The following is a 14,549-nucleotide window of genomic DNA, read 5'->3' as shown; positions in this document are numbered from 1 at the left end:
CTTGTGACTACACGTGATCGGTCATTAGATCACTACTGGCACAAGGTCGGTCGGCCTCGGGTGTCACTTCGCGTCCGGGTCGTTTGTCCAGTTGCTCCTGCGCATCTGATCGCGCAGCGCGCCCTGCACGGCCTGCGATACCCACGAGTTGAGCGACACCCCATTCTGCGATGCGGCCTCCTCCGCGCGGGACTTGACCTGCTCGACCAGTCGCAGCGTGACCCGCGAGATGTCGCCACTGAGGTCGTCGAAACTCTGGCCGGCGCTCGGCGGTTCCTCGCCCGCGCCCGCGCCGCGCGGGGTAGGGGTGATCTCGACGGCGGCCTCGGTGCCAGCGAGGCGCACGTGCACCGTGCGGTCGCCGAGCGCCGTCGACACCTCGGCGGCCAGGTCGGAGAGCGCGGACAGCAGCATCAGCCGCGCCGAGTTCTCGGCCGCGACAGCCAGCGCCCCGGCGATCCTCCTGGTGTTCTCGTCGCCGAGGGCGGCCGCCGCGATCAGGTCGTCGCGCAGGGTGGTGGTGTACTCCGACAGTTCCATGACGTCAGTGTGACGCCTTGGACGGCGTCGGTCAAGGCGTCATTGGCGTCAGGCGGGCGGTGGGGGAACCCGCGCCGATAGGGTGCGGAGACTCCCAGCAGGACCCAGCAGGACCAGGAAGGAACGCAGTGCGGCAAGCGGTGTCTCTGAATGTGCAACTCATCGCGAAGACGGAGTTCGCCCCGCCGGCGGACGTGCCGTGGGAGACCGATGCAGACGGCGGTGAAGCGCTGGTCGAGTTCGCCGGGCGGGCCTGCTATCAGAGCTGGTCGAAGCCGAACCCGCGGACCGCGACGAACGCCAGTTATCTGCGCCACCTGCTCGAGGTCGGGCACCTGTCGGTCCTCGAGCACGGAAGCGTCAGCTTCTACATCACCGGGATCTCGCGCTCCTGCACGCACGAGCTGATCCGGCACCGGCACCTGTCCTACTCGCAGCTCTCGCAGCGATCGGTCACCGAGCGGGATGCCAATGTCGTGGTGCCGCCCGCCGTCGTCGGTGACCCCGAGCTCGAGGCCCTCTTCGTCGCGGCGACCGACGCCAGCCGCGGCGCCTACGCGGAGTTGCTCGAGGCGCTCGAAATCAAGCTCGCGCACGTACCGAACGGATCGCTGCGGGCGCGTCAGGCTCGGCAGGCAGCCCGCTCCGTGCTGCCCAACGCCACAGAGACCCGGGTGGTCGTCACCGGTAACTACCGCGCCTGGCGGCATTTCATCGCGATGCGTGCCTCCGAGCACGCCGATGTGGAGATCCGCAGCCTGGCCATCGAGTGCCTGCGTCAGCTGAGTGCGGCGGCGCCGAATGTGTTCGGAGACTTCGAGATCGCGACCCTCGCGGACGGAACCGAAGTCGCGGTGAGCGAGTTCGACGGCCGCGACTGAGTGGGGCGATCCGGCACCGGTGCCGCTGTGTTCAATCTTCACCTGCGCACCGGGTAACCTTCTGACCATGACCAACGGTGAATCCGCCCCCGTCGAGCATCCGTTCGGCACCATCCTGACCGCGATGGTGACCCCGTTTACCGGCGACGGGAAGCTGGACGTCGAGGCAGGCGTGCAGCTGGCGACGCACCTCGTCGACGGCGGCTGCGACGGACTGGTGCTCGCGGGCACCACCGGTGAATCTCCCACAACCACGGAGAACGAGAAGCTCGAGCTGATGCGCGCGGTCATCGACGCCGTCGGCAGCCGGGCCAAGATCATCGCGGGCGCGGGCAGCAACGACACCGCGCACAGCGTCGAGCTGGCGCGTGATGCCGCTCGGGCCGGTGCGCACGGACTGCTCGTCGTCACGCCGTACTACTCGAAGCCGCCGCAGTCGGGCCTGCTGGCACATTTCACCGCCGTGGCCGACGCCACGGACCTGCCGGTGATGCTGTACGACATTCCGCCGCGCTCGGTCGTGCCGATCGAGACCGAGACGATCTACCGGCTCGCGGAGCACCCGCGGATCCTCGCGGTCAAGGACGCGAAGGGCGACCTGAACGCGGGCGCCGAGCTGATCGCGAACACCGACCTGCAGTTCTTTTCCGGTGACGACCCGTTGAACCTGCCGTGGCTCTCCGTCGGCGCCACCGGCTTCGTCAGCGTCGTCGGCCACCTCGCGCCCGGCCGCCTGCGCGAGCTGCGCGACGCGTTCCTGGCCGGCGACCACGACCGGGCGCGCGAGATCAACGTCAGCCTGTTGCCCCTGATCCGTTCGCTGAGCCGGCTCGGCGGCGTCTCGGCCTCGAAGGCGGGCCTGCGACTGCAGGGCATCGACGTCGGGGACCCACGATTGCCGCAAGTGCCACCGGGCCCGGAGCAGGTCGAGGTCCTGGCTGCTGACCTGCGCGCGGCAGGGGTGCTGTCATGACTCGCCCGCCGCGTCGTCGTAGCGCCAGCCGTCAGGCCGGACCCCCGGCTCCGGCCGCGGCTCCCGAGGCCGCACCTCAGCCGCAGCAGGCGCAGGCCCCGGTGACCGAACCGGCACCGCAGCAGCAGGCGCCCGCCGAGCAAGCCCCGGCCCAGGAGAAGGCGCCCAGGCGTCGCCGCGGTGGCGCCAAGTCGCAGGGTGGCGACGCCCCCAAGTCGCAGGGTGGCAACGCAGGCAGGTCGCAGGCCGGCTCCGGACGTCCGCAGCGGCAGCCGAAGAACGCGGGCGGCTCGAGGCGTCCCGACGGCCGCGTCGGCGTCGACCCGACCGAACGGCTCGGCCTCCCGCCGAAGGCGCCGCGCAACGGTCTGCGCGTCGTCGCGCTCGGCGGCATCGGCGAGATCGGTCGCAACATGACCACGTTCGAGCATCAGGGCAAGATCCTGATCGTCGACTGTGGGGTGCTGTTCCCGGAGGACCAGCAGCCGGGTGTCGACCTGATCCTGCCCGACTTCAACTACATCGAGGACCGGATGGCGGACGTCGAGGCCGTGGTGCTCACGCACGGCCACGAGGACCACATCGGCGCGATCCCGTTCCTGCTGCGCCTGCGTCCCGACCTGCCGGTGATCGGGTCGAAGTTCACCCTCGCCCTGGTCGCGGCCAAGTGCCGCGAACACCGGCTGCGGCCGAACCTGGTCGAGGTCATCGAGGGCCAGCGCACCACTCACGGACCGTTCGAGTGCGAGTACTTCGCCGTCAACCACTCGATCCCCGATGCGATCGCCGTCGCGATCCGCACCTCCGCGGGCATCGTGCTGCACACCGGTGACATCAAGCTGGACCAGTTGCCGCTCGACGGCAGGCTGACCGACCTCGCAGGGTTCTCGCGGCTCGGCGACGAGGGCGTCGACCTGTTCCTGGTGGATTCGACGAACGCCGAGGTTCCGGGCTTCGTCACCCCCGAGCGCGAGATCGGCGGCGTGCTCGACAACGTCATCGGCAAGGCGAAGCAGCGCGTCATCGTGGCGTCGTTCGCCAGCCACGTGCACCGCATCCAGCAGGTCGTGGACGTCGCGGTGCGCTACAACCGCCGGATCGCGTTCGTGGGCCGGTCGATGGTCCGCAACATGCAGATCGCGCAGGACCTGGGCTACCTGTCGGTGCCGGACGGCGTCGTGGTGGACATCGACACCGCGGCGAACCTGCCCGACGATCGGCTGGTGCTGATCTCGACCGGGTCGCAGGGCGAGCCGCTCTCGGCGCTGTCGCGGATGGCGCGCGGTGAGCACCGGCAGATCAACATCCGCGCCAACGACCTGGTGGTGCTGGCGTCCTCGCTGATCCCCGGCAACGAGAACTCGGTGTTCGCGGTGGTCAACGGGCTCGCCAAGCGCGGCGCCACGGTGGTCACCCAGCAGAGCGCCAAGGTGCACGTCTCCGGCCACGCCTCGGCGGGCGAGCTGCTGTACCTGTACAACGCGGTCCGCCCGACCAACGCGATGCCGGTGCACGGCGAGTGGCGACACCTGCGGGCCAACGCGGCGCTGGCGAAGGCCACCGGCGTGCCCGAGGACCGGGTGGTGCTGGCCGAGGACGGCGTCGTGGTCGACATGGTCGACGGCCTCGCGGAGATCGTCGGCCGGGTTCCGGTCGGAATGGTCTACGTCGACGGCCTGTCGGTCGGCGACGTCGGCGAATCGACGCTCTCCGATCGCCTGGTGCTCGGCGAGGGCGGGTTCATCTCGATCTCGCTGGCCGTGGACACGCGCACCGGCAAGGCCGTCAGCACCCCAGCGGTGCACGGGCGCGGCTTCTCCGACGATCCGGCGGCGCTCAAGGAGGCCGCGGTGCTCGTCGAGTCGGAGCTCGCCCGGCTCTCAGGCGAGGGCATCACCGACACCCACCAGATCGCACAGGCCGTGCGGCGGGTGGTCGGTCGCTGGGTGGCGGACAAGTACCGTCGCCGGCCGATGATCATCCCCACCGTCATCGGCGTCTGATCACACCTGGCCGGTCGGTCTCTGGCGTCTTCTCTAGGCGAGAAGACGCCAGAGACCGATCAGGCCGAGCACGACGATGATCGCGCGCAGCGCGTTGGGGGACAGGCGCCTGCCGTACCTGGCGCCGACGGATCCGCCGATCAGTGAGCCCGCGGCGATGAGTCCCGCTGCGGCCCAGCTGATTCGGTCGAACGCGACTAGGGTGTAGGTCGTCGCGGCCACGACGTTGACCAGCAGGGCAAGCAGGTTCTTCGCGGCGTTCATTCGCTGCATCGACTCCGGCAGCAGGGCGCCCATCACGCCGATCAGCAGGATGCCCTGGGCGGCGGTGAAGTAGCCGCCGTACACCCCGACCGCGAAGGTGCCCGCGGTGAGCGCGGCCATCCGGGCCGGTCCGACGTGCGAGGGCGCGCGCCCCGCCTCCTCCGCCCGGCGTCGCGCCCAGGACTGGATCTTCGGTCCGGCGACGACCAGGACCAGCGCGAGCACCAGCAGCACCGGGACGATCTGGATGAAGACCTTCTCCGGCAGACGCAGCAGCAGCCACGCGCCGACGGCCGCGCCGAGCAGCGATGCCGGGATCTGCCAGCGCAGCCGGTCCCATTGCCCGCGCAGTTCGCGGCGGTAGCCCCAGGTGCCCGACACGCCACCCGCGACCAGGCCAACCGCATTCGACATGGTCGCAACGACCGGCGGATAGCCGAATGCGACCAGGGTGGGGAAGGTGATCAGGGTGCCCGAGCCGACGAGGGCGTTGATCGCACCAGCGCCGAAGCCGGCGACGGCGATGACGATCATCTCGGTGATGGGCACCGGAAGGACGGTACTGCTGCCCGAGCGGCAGTACCGTGACGGGCATGAGACTTGCCCACGACGAACGCCTTGCGCTGGTGGTCACGATGGCGGAGTTCGGGCCCGACGCGCCGACGCTGTGCGGTCAGTGGACCGTCCGGGACCTGGCCGCGCACCTGGTGCTGCGCGAACGACGACCCGACGCGGCCGCGGGCATCATGATCTCCGCCCTGGCCGGGTACACGGAACGGGTGCAGGCGTCGATCGCCCGCGGGTCGTTCGAGGACCTGCTCGAGCAGATCCGGACCGGTCCGCCTGCGTGGTCGCCGATGCGGCCGTTCGACGAGCAGCTCAACCTCGCCGAGATGTTCGTGCACCACGAGGACGTGCGCCGCGGCGGCGCGGACTGGCAGCCCCGGGAACTCGATCCGGCGTGGCAGGGCCCGCTGTGGGCGCTGGCCCGGCGGATGGGCGGGCGGGCCTACCGAAAGGCGTCGTGCACTGTGGTGCTGGAGCGTCCGGACGGCGAGCGTGCGACGGTCCGCGCCACCGGCGGCGAGACCGTGGTGCTGGTCGGCGATCCCGCGGAGCTCGCGTTGCACGCCTTCGGGCGCGACGCGGTTCGACTGGAGACGCACGGGCCTGAGCAGGCCGTCCAGGGTCTGCTGGCGCTCGATCGCGGCATCTAGGACCCCTGTTGCGGGTGTTGCGGATGGTCCTGATGGTGCCTCAGCGACTAACCTCACGTGCATGGCAGGTAAGACCGGGACCCGAACTACCAAGAGCGCGCCCGGAAGTTCGAAGGCGCGGTCTGGTGGTCGGACGACCAAGACGGTGACCACCCCGCGCAAGCCGACGGCGCCGCGAACCAACGCGCAGGCGGCCAGGCGCAAGCCGGCCAAGCCGCCGACGAGTCCCCTCAAGGCCGTTGGCAGGGGAGTGGGCCGTGGCTGGTCGATGGTGGCGCGCGGCGTCGGGGCGACGACCAGGACGGTCGGCAAGGCCGCCGACATCGAGCCCGGTCACCGTCGGGACGGGATCGCGCTCGGCCTCGTCGCGGCCAGCGTGATCGTCGCCGCGGCGATGTGGTTCGCCGCCGGTGGTCCGGTCGGGGAGTGGCTCGAGACCGGGGTGCGGGCGCTGTTCGGCGGTGCGGGCGCGGTCCTGCCGGTGCTCGCCGGGGCGATCGCGGTGGTGCTGATGCGTTCGGAACCACACCCGGAGGTGCGCCCGCGGCTGATCCTCGGTTCGCTGCTCATCGGGTTGCCCGCCCTTGGCCTGTGGCACGTCATCAACGGGGCGCCGGTCGATGCCGACGGACGCGCAGGGGCTGCCGGGTTCATCGGGTACGTCGTCGGTGGTCCGCTGACCGACGGTCTCACGATGTGGCTCTCCATTCCGCTGCTGATCCTCGCGATGGGGTTCGGGGTGCTGTTGGTCACCGGCACCACCGTCAGGGAGGTGCCAGGGCGCCTGCGGACGCTGTTCGGCGTGCACGGTCACGGCGACGAGTACGAGCCGTACGAGCCGGGCGACGGCTACGACTACGAACACGACGACGCGGGCCACGACGACCTCGAGGACCTGCGAAACCTGCGGCCCGCGCGCCGATCGCGTCGGTCGGCTCACGATCCCGCGGACTTCGACCCGACGCTGTTCGACGCCGACGGGTACCCGGTGGACGATCGGGTCGGGCCTGCCGCCAACTATCCGGTCGAGGAGACATCGGCGGAGGCGGTCACCGAGGTCATCGCGGCGCCGCCTGCCCCGCCGGTGCCCGCGGCGCGCCCGCGACCGAAGCCGAAGGCGACGCCCGCCCCGGCCGAGTCCGACGACGCGACGCCCGCGATGCTGATCCCGGACCGCGTCATCGAGGGCGACTACACGCTGCCGCCGACCTCGCTGCTGATCGACGGCGATCCGCCGAAGACGCGCAGCTCGGCCAACGACTCCATGATCGAGGCCATCACCGAGGTGCTCGAGCAGTTCAAGATCGACGCCGCGGTCACCGGCTTCACCCGCGGCCCGACGGTCACCCGGTACGAGGTGGAGCTCGGACCCGGCGTCAAGGTCGAGAAGATCACCGCCCTGGCCCGCAACATCGCGTACGCGGTCGCGACCGATAACGTCCGACTGCTGGCGCCGATCCCCGGCAAGTCCGCGGTGGGCATCGAGGTACCGAACTCGGACCGCGAGATGGTGCGGCTGGCGGATGTGCTCTCGGCGCCGTCGACCCGAAAGGATCACCACCCGTTGGTGATCGGCCTCGGCAAGGACATCGAGGGCAACTTCGTCAGCGCCAACCTCGCGAAGATGCCGCACCTGTTGGTGGCGGGCTCGACCGGTTCCGGTAAGTCCAGCTTCGTGAACTCGATGTTGGTCTCGCTGCTCGCCCGGGCCACCCCGGACGAGGTGCGGATGATCCTGATCGACCCGAAGATGGTGGAGCTGACGCCGTACGAGGGCATCCCGCACCTGATCACCCCGATCATCACCCAGCCGAAGAAGGCCGCGGCGGCCCTGGCCTGGCTGGTCGAGGAGATGGAGCAGCGGTACCAGGACATGCAGGCCAACAAGGTCCGGCACGTCGACGACTTCAACAAGAAGGTCCGGTCCGGCGAGATCACGGCGCCGCTCGGCAGCGAGCGCGTGTACCGGCCGTACCCGTACATCCTCGCGATCGTCGACGAGCTGGCGGACCTGATGATGACCGCGCCGAGGGACGTGGAGGAGGCGATCGTCCGGATCACCCAGAAGGCGCGTGCCGCAGGCATCCACCTCGTGTTGGCCACCCAGCGCCCGTCGGTGGACGTGGTCACCGGCCTGATCAAGACCAACGTGCCCTCGCGGCTGGCGTTCGCGACCTCCTCGCTCACCGACTCGCGGGTCATCCTCGACCAGCCGGGCGCGGAGAAGCTGATCGGTATGGGCGACGCGTTGTTCCTGCCGATGGGCGCGGGCAAGCCGACGCGCCTGCAGGGCGCCTTCATCACCGACGAAGAGATCTCCGCGATCGTCGACTTCTCCAAGAACCAGGCCGAGCCCGAGTACACCGAGGGCGTCACGGCATCGAAGGCGGCGGAGAAGAAGGACGTCGACCCCGACATCGGCGACGACATGGACGTGCTGCTGCAGGCGGTCGAGCTGGTGGTCACGAGCCAGTTCGGCTCCACCTCCATGCTGCAGCGCAAGCTCCGGGTCGGCTTCGCCAAGGCGGGGCGCCTGATGGACCTGATGGAGACCAGGGGAGTGGTAGGCCCGAGCGAGGGCTCCAAGGCCCGCGACGTGCTGATCAAGCCGGACGAGCTCGACGGGCTGCTCTGGTCGATCCGTGGTGGGGACCCGGAAGGCGCCGACGCCGACGAGTGAACCTTCGCGCGGGAATCGGGGCACCCGGTCCTGTGGTTGAATAGGTGAGCCTTGGAGGGGAGTATCCCCGTTCCTGTGGCAACCTCGTCAACACGAACGGCACCGCTGCCGCTCCGGGGTTGCCGGTCGACGGTGACGTCGGCGGGAGAGACCTCCGGTGCCCTAACTATCGGCAACCGGAGGTCGCTGGCTGATGCACGTCTCACCGCTGATCTGGGCGGTCACCATCGTGGTGATCCTCGGACTCTTCGTATTCGACTTCTTCGCGCACGTGCGGACCCCGCACGAGCCCACCTTCCGCGAATCCGCCTTCTGGTCGGCCGTCTACATCGGATTGGCCATCGTCTTCGGCCTCATCGTGGTCTGGGTCTGGGGCGGCACCTATGGCGGCGAGTACTTCGCCGGATACGTCACCGAGAAGGCGCTGTCCGTCGACAACCTGTTCGTCTTCGTGATCATCATGTCGACCTTTGCGATCCCGCGTCAGTACCAGCAGAAGGTGCTGCTGATCGGCATCGTGATGGCCCTCGTTATGCGCGGCGCCTTCATTGCGGTCGGTGCCGCGGCGATCAACGCGTACAGCTGGGTGTTCTACCTGTTCGGCATCTTCCTGGTCTACACGGCGATCAAGCTGGTCAAGGAGGCCGGGCACGAGGCCGAGATCGAAGAGGAACGCGACAGCAAGATCATCGCGCTCGCCAAGCGGTTCCTGCCCACCACCGAGGAGTTCGACGGCGACCGGCTGACCACCCGCGTCAACGGCAAGCGACTGGTGACGCCGCTACTGCTCGCACTGGTCGCGATCGGGTTCACCGACATCCTCTTCGCGCTCGACTCCATCCCCGCGATCTACGGCCTCACCAATGAGGCGTACATCGTGTTCACCGCCAATGCCTTCGCGCTGATGGGTCTGCGTCAGCTGTACTTCCTGATCGGTGGGCTGCTCGAGCGGCTGGTGTACCTGTCCTACGGGTTGTCGATCATCCTCGCGTTCATCGGCGTGAAGCTGGTGCTGCACGCGCTGCACGAGAACACCTTGCCGTTCATCAACGGCGGCGAGCACGTGGCCGTGCCCGAGATCTCCACGGGAGTCTCGCTGCTGGTGATCCTCGGCGTGCTGGTGGTAACGACGGTGGCGAGCCTGCTCAAGACCCGTAAGACCGCGGCCGAGTCCTGACGACCTAGTTTCGCGAGTGAGCCGTGGAGGCGACAGCCCTCACGGCTCACTCGGGACCTCGTCCCCCGCAGTGCGGTCGTGGTTGAATGGGGATGCTATGGAGGGGAGTATCCCCTGATCCTGTGGCAGCCTCGTCAGCACGAACGGCGTCATGTCCGGTCTGGGGTTGCCGGTCGGCTTCTGGGCCGGCGGGAGAGACCTCCGGTGCCCTGCTAGGCAACCGGAGGTCATCGGCTGATGTACGTAACGCCAATTGTCTGGATCGTCACCTGCGCGGTGATCCTCGGGCTGTTCGTTTTCGACTTCTATGCGCATGTGCGCACTCCCCACGAACCCACCCTGAGTGAGTCCGCGTCCTGGTCTGCCGTCTACATCGGGATCGCGATCGCCTTTGGGCTGGTGGTGATCTGGGCCTGGGGAGGTACCTACGGCGGCGAGTACTACGCCGGATACATCACCGAGAAGGCGCTGTCCGTCGACAACCTGTTCGTCTTCGTGATCATCATGTCGACCTTCGCGATCCCGCGTCGGTACCAGCAGAAGGTGCTGCTCATCGGCATCGTGATGGCGCTCGTCATGCGCGGCGCCTTCATCGCGGTCGGCGCCGCGGCGATCAACGCCTACAGCTGGGTCTTCTACCTGTTCGGCATCTTCCTCGTCTACACCGCGTACCGGCTGATCAAGGAGGCTGGGCACGAGGAGGAGAGAGAGGTCGCGCGCGAGAACAAGATCATCAACCGCGCGAAGCGTTTCCTGCCCACCACCGAGCAGTTCGACGGCGACAAGTTGATCACCAAGATCGACGGCAAGCGCCTGGTGACGCCGCTGATGCTGGCGCTGGTCGCGATCGGGTTCGCCGACATCCTCTTCGCGCTCGACTCGATCCCCGCGATCTACGGACTCACCGAGGAGCCGTACATCGTGTTCACCGCGAACGCCTTCGCCCTGATGGGCCTGCGTCAGCTGTTCTTCCTGATCGGTGGGCTGCTCGAGCGGCTGGTGTACCTGTCCTACGGGTTGTCGATCATCCTCGCGTTCATCGGCGTGAAGCTGGTGCTGCACGCGCTGCACGAGAACACCTTGCCGTTCATCAACGGCGGCGAGCACGTCGACGTGCCCGAGATCTCCACGGGACTCTCGCTGCTGGTGATCCTTGCCGTACTGGTGGTGACCACGGTGGCGAGCCTGCTCAAGACCCGGAACGCCGCCGCCAAGTCCTGACTGTCAGGCGAAGGCGCCCATCACCGGAACCCATTCGGTGAAGCGCGCGGCGTCGACCAGCTCGGCCTTCGCGAACGGGTCGTTCGTGAAGAGGGAGCGCGCGGCCGCGACGTCGTCGGCCATCACCAGGATCAGTGCGCCGCTGCCGTCCGCGAACGGTCCGGTGCTCAGGACGACGCCGCGATCGACGAGATCGGAGAGCCACCCGCGGTGGTCGGGCCGAACCTCGTCCCTTGCGGCGGCGGTGGCCGCGCTGTAGGTGTACTCGACGGCGATGATGGGCATCGGTGCTCGCTTTCGGAAGTGGTGAGAAGTTCTACAGGGTGAGGAGCATTCGGGTGTTGCCGAGGGTGTTCGGCTTCACGTAGCTCAGGTCGAGGAATTCGGCCACGCCGGTGTCGTAGGAACGGCACATCTCGCCGTACACCTCCGCCGTCACCGGGGTGCCCTCGATCTCGACGAATCCGTGCTTGCCGAAGAAGTCGACCTCGAAGGTGAGTACGAACACCCGCCCGAGTTCGAGCTCGCGCGCGACCTGGATCAGGTGTGCGACGACGAGGTGCCCCACGCCGCGGCCCTTGACCTTCGGATCGACCGCGACCGTCCGCACCTCGCCGAGGTCAGCCCACAGGACATGCAGTGCGCCACAACCGATTACCTCGCCCGCGAGCTCGACGATCCAGAACTCCTGCACGGCCTCGTAGAGGGTCACCAGGTTCTTCTCGAGCAGAATTCGGCCCGCGTAGATGTCGATCAGGCGCTTGATCTGCGGTACGTCCGAGGTTCGCGCACGGCGGACAGTCGGCGTGTCCGGATCGGAGGTCGTGGGCCCAGAGGTCATGTGGTGCAGAGTAGTCATGGATGGAACCGATATTCTTAGCCGTGTGCCGGTCCGACTCGACTTTCCCCGTGACGACGCCCCCTCTGTCGGGGTGGCGTCGTTCGCCGTTCGGGTGGGGTCCCGGTGACCGCGCATTCGCACGACGCGACGGCGTCCGGCGGACATCCGGACGCGGGGCCTGAGATGGCGCCGGTGCGGGACGGGGTGGCGCACGACAAGCCCGTGCCCGTCGTCAACATCGCCAACATCCTGACGGTGCTCCGCATCGTCCTGGTCCCGGTATTCCTGGTCACGCTGTTCGTCGACGACGGGCATTCGACCTTCTGGCGGATCATCGCGACGATCGTGTTCGCGGTCGCCGCGATCACCGACCGGATCGACGGCCAGCTCGCCCGCAAGTACGGACTGGTCACCGACTTCGGCAAGCTCGCCGATCCGATCGCGGACAAGGCCCTCATCGGTGCCGCGCTGGTCGGGCTGTCGGTGCTCGGCGACCTCAGCTGGTGGGTGACCGCGATCATCGCGGTCCGCGAGCTCGGGATCACCCTGATGCGGTTCGCGGTCCTTCGACACGGGGTGATCCCCGCCGGGCGCGGCGGCAAGCTCAAGACCCTTGTGCAGTCCCTCGCGATCGGGATGTACCTGCTGCCGCTGCCCGCCGGCTGGGCGACCGCGAGCGCGATCGTGATGGGCCTGGCGGTCTTCCTGACGGTCGTCACCGGCCTGGACTACGTGGTCCAGGCGATCCGGCTCCGGGCGGGCGTGCACCCGCACGAACCCGGGCAATGACCGACCCGCTGGTCGCGGGGACCGAGGCGGCGGAGCTGGTGTCCGTCCTCACCGCGCGGGGCCAGACTGTTGCCACGGCCGAGTCGCTGACCGCGGGACTGCTCGCCGCCACGATCGCCGGGATTCCGGGAGCGAGCGTGGTGCTGCGCGGCGGACTCGTTGTCTACGCGACCGATCTGAAGTCCGGCCTCGCCGGCGTCGATCCCCTGGTGTTGGAGTCTGACGGTCCGGTGGCGCCGAGCACGGCCAGGGCCCTGGCGGTGGGCGCGGCCCTGCGGTGCGGCGCCGACTGGGGAGTGGCGCTGACGGGGGTCGCGGGCCCTGACCCGCAGGACGGGTGCCGGGTCGGGACGGTGTACCTCGGAATCGCGGGCCCGGACGGTGTCTCGGTGGAGCGGCTCGAACTGGGCGGCGATCGGTGGGCGATTCGCAGCGGCGCCGTCCGATCTGCCGTGTCGGCACTCCTTGTTCGCATGCGGGCAGCGGCGGCGGGATAGGCTCGGTCTGCTCGAGTCGCGGCCGCCGGGAACCATTTCGGAACCCCCGGGCGTTGAACAAGCTGTTGGGCGGAGATGAAGGAGGAGCCACATGGCGGTGCTGTTGCGTGAAGCAATCGGTGACAGTCTGCGGCGTGCGAGGGTCTCGCAGAGCCGAACCCTGCGTGAGGTCTCGGGCACCGCGCGGGTGAGCCTCGGCTACCTCTCCGAGGTGGAACGCGGGCGCAAGGAGGCCTCCAGCGAGCTGCTGGCGGCAATCTGCGATGCCCTTGACGTGCCCCTGTCCGAGGTCCTGTACGACGTCAGCGAGTCGCTGTCGGACGGTTCCGTCAGTCGTGGCGCCCCCGCCGATGCGAAGGTCGCCCCCACCAACGCGAGCCCCGCCGCGGCGGGCGGGTCGCCACGGATCGCCGAGGACACCCGGATGGTCATCCCCGCGCCGAACGCCACGGCGCTCGCTGCCGCGTAAGTTTTCGACAATTGGGCCGTGGCAGGGATGTCAGCGGCCGTCCGAACCGATAGATTCGACCAGCAGGTAGGGCAGTGCCCTTGTTCCGGTGCGTGACGGTCGCGCATCGGGTCGCGTATCGCGGCGCATCATATGGAGGCAGGATCAACCCATGGCTAATCCGTTCGTCAAGGCATGGAAGTACCTGATGGCGCTCTTCAATGCGAAGATCGACGAGAAGGCCGACCCCAAGGTTCAGATTCAGCAGGCGATCGAGGACGCGCAGCGCCAGCACCAGGCGCTCTCCCAGCAGGCCGCGTCGGTGATCGGCAACCAGCGCCAGTTGGAGATGAAGCTTAACCGCCAGCTCGACGAGGTGGAGAAGCTCAACGCCAATGCCCGCCAGGCCGTCACGCTCGCGGATCAGGCCGCCACAGCTGGTGACGTCGAGAAGGCCACCCAGTACACCAACGCCGCCGAGGCGTTCGCCGCGCAGCTCGTCACCGCGGAGCAGGGCGTCGAGGACCTCAAGGCGCTGCACGACCAGTCGCTGCAGGCAGCCACCCAGGCCAAGAAGGCCGTCGAGCAGAACGCGATGGCCCTGCAGGCCAAGGTCGCTGAGCGGACCAAGCTGCTCAGCCAGCTCGAGCAGGCCAAGATGCAGGAGAAGGTCAGCGACTCGCTGCGCTCCATGGACAGCACGCTTTCCGCGCCCGGCAACACCCCGAACCTGGACGAGGTCCGCGACAAGATCGAGCGCCGCTACGCCGATGCGCTCGGATCGGCCGAGCTGGCGCAGAACTCGGTGCAGGGTCGCATGATGGAGGTCCAGCAGGCCAGCGTCCAGTTGGCAGGGCACAGCCGGCTGGAGCAGATCCGGGCCTCGATGAAGGGCGACGCGCTGCCCACCGGCGGCACGGCGGCCCCGGCGGCCGCGCCCGCCACCCCGGCCGCCCCGGCGGCGAAGCCGGATGCCGCGGGACCTGCCGCGCAGTAGTGCGCGGTTCGATGAGTGTGA

The 14,549-nt window shown here is 68.7% G+C and carries 15 protein-coding genes; 11 read left to right on the top strand and 4 right to left on the bottom strand.

All coding sequences use genetic code 11. The features are described 5' to 3' along the window. Positions 1–63: 63 nt before the first annotated feature. Positions 64–540, bottom strand: coding sequence for a toxin-antitoxin system HicB family antitoxin (locus ACFXMV_RS08055; protein WP_378502849.1), 477 nt, complete (start codon positions 538–540; stop codon positions 64–66). A 128-nt stretch (positions 541–668) separates the two neighbouring features. Between ACFXMV_RS08055 and thyX the strand changes: the two genes are divergently transcribed. The 3 genes from thyX (at position 669) to ACFXMV_RS08040 (ending at position 4,397) form a co-directional block, all read left to right on the top strand. Next, positions 669–1,421 (top strand): FAD-dependent thymidylate synthase, encoded by a 753-nt coding sequence (gene thyX, locus ACFXMV_RS08050; RefSeq protein WP_378501498.1) that lies wholly within the window; start codon positions 669–671, stop codon positions 1,419–1,421. A 67-nt stretch (positions 1,422–1,488) separates the two neighbouring features. After that, entirely contained in the window at positions 1,489–2,394 is a 906-nt protein-coding gene (gene dapA / locus ACFXMV_RS08045; protein ID WP_378501499.1) for a 4-hydroxy-tetrahydrodipicolinate synthase, read from the top strand. Beyond that, positions 2,391–4,397 carry an RNase J family beta-CASP ribonuclease gene (locus ACFXMV_RS08040; RefSeq protein ID WP_378501500.1) on the top strand — a complete coding sequence of 669 codons (2,007 nt, stop codon included), beginning with the start codon at positions 2,391–2,393 and terminating at the stop codon, positions 4,395–4,397. The genes dapA and ACFXMV_RS08040 overlap by 4 nt, the downstream gene beginning before the upstream one ends. 33 nt (positions 4,398–4,430) lie before the next feature. Here ACFXMV_RS08040 and ACFXMV_RS08035 read toward each other — a convergent pair whose 3' ends face one another. Then, positions 4,431–5,195: a sulfite exporter TauE/SafE family protein gene (locus ACFXMV_RS08035; RefSeq protein WP_378502869.1), complete on the bottom strand. Its 765-nt coding sequence runs from the start codon at positions 5,193–5,195 to the stop codon at positions 4,431–4,433. Between the two features lie 59 nt (positions 5,196–5,254). Between ACFXMV_RS08035 and ACFXMV_RS08030 the strand changes: the two genes are divergently transcribed. The 4 genes from ACFXMV_RS08030 to ACFXMV_RS08015 all read left to right on the top strand — a co-directional run bounded on the left by ACFXMV_RS08030 (position 5,255) and on the right by ACFXMV_RS08015 (position 10,956). Then, positions 5,255–5,878 carry a TIGR03085 family metal-binding protein gene (locus ACFXMV_RS08030; protein WP_378501586.1) on the top strand — a complete coding sequence of 208 codons (624 nt, stop codon included), beginning with the start codon at positions 5,255–5,257 and terminating at the stop codon, positions 5,876–5,878. Positions 5,879–5,939: 61 nt separating this feature from the next. Continuing rightward, positions 5,940–8,558: a DNA translocase FtsK gene (locus ACFXMV_RS08025; protein WP_378502848.1), complete on the top strand. Its 2,619-nt coding sequence runs from the start codon at positions 5,940–5,942 to the stop codon at positions 8,556–8,558. Between the two features lie 193 nt (positions 8,559–8,751). Continuing rightward, positions 8,752–9,735: a TerC family protein gene (locus ACFXMV_RS08020; RefSeq protein WP_378502847.1), complete on the top strand. Its 984-nt coding sequence runs from the start codon at positions 8,752–8,754 to the stop codon at positions 9,733–9,735. Between the two features lie 237 nt (positions 9,736–9,972). After that, a complete protein-coding gene (locus ACFXMV_RS08015; RefSeq protein WP_378502846.1) occupies positions 9,973–10,956 on the top strand; it encodes a TerC family protein in 984 nt (327 codons plus the stop codon). 3 nt (positions 10,957–10,959) lie between these two features. Here the strand turns inward: ACFXMV_RS08015 and ACFXMV_RS08010 are convergent, their stop codons facing one another. After that, complete coding sequence (locus tag ACFXMV_RS08010) at positions 10,960–11,241, bottom strand: YciI family protein (protein ID WP_378501837.1); 282 nt, start codon at positions 11,239–11,241, stop codon at positions 10,960–10,962. A gap of 31 nt (positions 11,242–11,272) precedes the next feature. After that, positions 11,273–11,797, bottom strand: a complete 525-nt coding sequence (locus ACFXMV_RS08005; RefSeq protein ID WP_378501836.1) for an amino-acid N-acetyltransferase — start codon at positions 11,795–11,797, stop codon at positions 11,273–11,275. A 183-nt stretch (positions 11,798–11,980) separates the two neighbouring features. Here ACFXMV_RS08005 and pgsA point away from each other — a divergent pair, with 183 nt between their 5' ends. The 4 genes from pgsA to ACFXMV_RS07985 all read left to right on the top strand — a co-directional run bounded on the left by pgsA (position 11,981) and on the right by ACFXMV_RS07985 (position 14,528). Further along, a complete protein-coding gene (gene pgsA, locus ACFXMV_RS08000) occupies positions 11,981–12,586 on the top strand; it encodes a CDP-diacylglycerol--glycerol-3-phosphate 3-phosphatidyltransferase (RefSeq protein ID WP_378501838.1) in 606 nt (201 codons plus the stop codon). Continuing rightward, on the top strand, positions 12,583–13,083 hold the full coding sequence (locus ACFXMV_RS07995; RefSeq protein ID WP_378501835.1) for a CinA family protein: 501 nt from the start codon (positions 12,583–12,585) through the stop codon (positions 13,081–13,083). The genes pgsA and ACFXMV_RS07995 overlap by 4 nt, the downstream gene beginning before the upstream one ends. 91 nt (positions 13,084–13,174) lie before the next feature. Then, entirely contained in the window at positions 13,175–13,552 is a 378-nt protein-coding gene (locus ACFXMV_RS07990) for a helix-turn-helix domain-containing protein (RefSeq protein WP_378501834.1), read from the top strand. A 151-nt stretch (positions 13,553–13,703) separates the two neighbouring features. Continuing rightward, on the top strand, positions 13,704–14,528 hold the full coding sequence (locus ACFXMV_RS07985) for a PspA/IM30 family protein (RefSeq protein ID WP_378502845.1): 825 nt from the start codon (positions 13,704–13,706) through the stop codon (positions 14,526–14,528). Positions 14,529–14,549 lie beyond the last annotated feature (21 nt).

It is taken from the genome of Rhodococcus sp. NPDC059179 (genome assembly GCF_042754885.1).
In the GTDB taxonomy this organism is placed as follows: domain Bacteria; phylum Actinomycetota; class Actinomycetes; order Mycobacteriales; family Mycobacteriaceae; genus Rhodococcus_G.
Note: the sequence above shows the minus strand (reverse complement) of the source record. Positions and strands in the feature narration are given on the sequence as shown.

Excerpts from the sequence above, each read along its gene's own strand:
- ACFXMV_RS08055 (WP_378502849.1), bottom strand. The coding sequence starts at position 540 with ATGGAACTGTCGGAGTACACCACCACCCTGCGCGACGACCTGATCGCG.
- dapA (WP_378501499.1), top strand. The coding sequence starts at position 1,489 with ATGACCAACGGTGAATCCGCCCCCGTCGAGCATCCGTTCGGCACCATC.
- ACFXMV_RS08040 (WP_378501500.1), top strand. The coding sequence starts at position 2,391 with ATGACTCGCCCGCCGCGTCGTCGTAGCGCCAGCCGTCAGGCCGGACCC.
- ACFXMV_RS08035 (WP_378502869.1), bottom strand. The coding sequence starts at position 5,195 with ATGATCGTCATCGCCGTCGCCGGCTTCGGCGCTGGTGCGATCAACGCC.
- ACFXMV_RS08030 (WP_378501586.1), top strand. The coding sequence starts at position 5,255 with ATGAGACTTGCCCACGACGAACGCCTTGCGCTGGTGGTCACGATGGCG.
- ACFXMV_RS08025 (WP_378502848.1), top strand. The coding sequence starts at position 5,940 with ATGGCAGGTAAGACCGGGACCCGAACTACCAAGAGCGCGCCCGGAAGT.
- ACFXMV_RS08020 (WP_378502847.1), top strand. The coding sequence starts at position 8,752 with ATGCACGTCTCACCGCTGATCTGGGCGGTCACCATCGTGGTGATCCTC.
- ACFXMV_RS08015 (WP_378502846.1), top strand. The coding sequence starts at position 9,973 with ATGTACGTAACGCCAATTGTCTGGATCGTCACCTGCGCGGTGATCCTC.
- ACFXMV_RS08010 (WP_378501837.1), bottom strand. The coding sequence starts at position 11,241 with ATGCCCATCATCGCCGTCGAGTACACCTACAGCGCGGCCACCGCCGCC.
- ACFXMV_RS08005 (WP_378501836.1), bottom strand. The coding sequence starts at position 11,797 with ATGACCTCTGGGCCCACGACCTCCGATCCGGACACGCCGACTGTCCGC.
- pgsA (WP_378501838.1), top strand. The coding sequence starts at position 11,981 with ATGGCGCCGGTGCGGGACGGGGTGGCGCACGACAAGCCCGTGCCCGTC.
- ACFXMV_RS07995 (WP_378501835.1), top strand. The coding sequence starts at position 12,583 with ATGACCGACCCGCTGGTCGCGGGGACCGAGGCGGCGGAGCTGGTGTCC.
- ACFXMV_RS07990 (WP_378501834.1), top strand. The coding sequence starts at position 13,175 with ATGGCGGTGCTGTTGCGTGAAGCAATCGGTGACAGTCTGCGGCGTGCG.
- ACFXMV_RS07985 (WP_378502845.1), top strand. The coding sequence starts at position 13,704 with ATGGCTAATCCGTTCGTCAAGGCATGGAAGTACCTGATGGCGCTCTTC.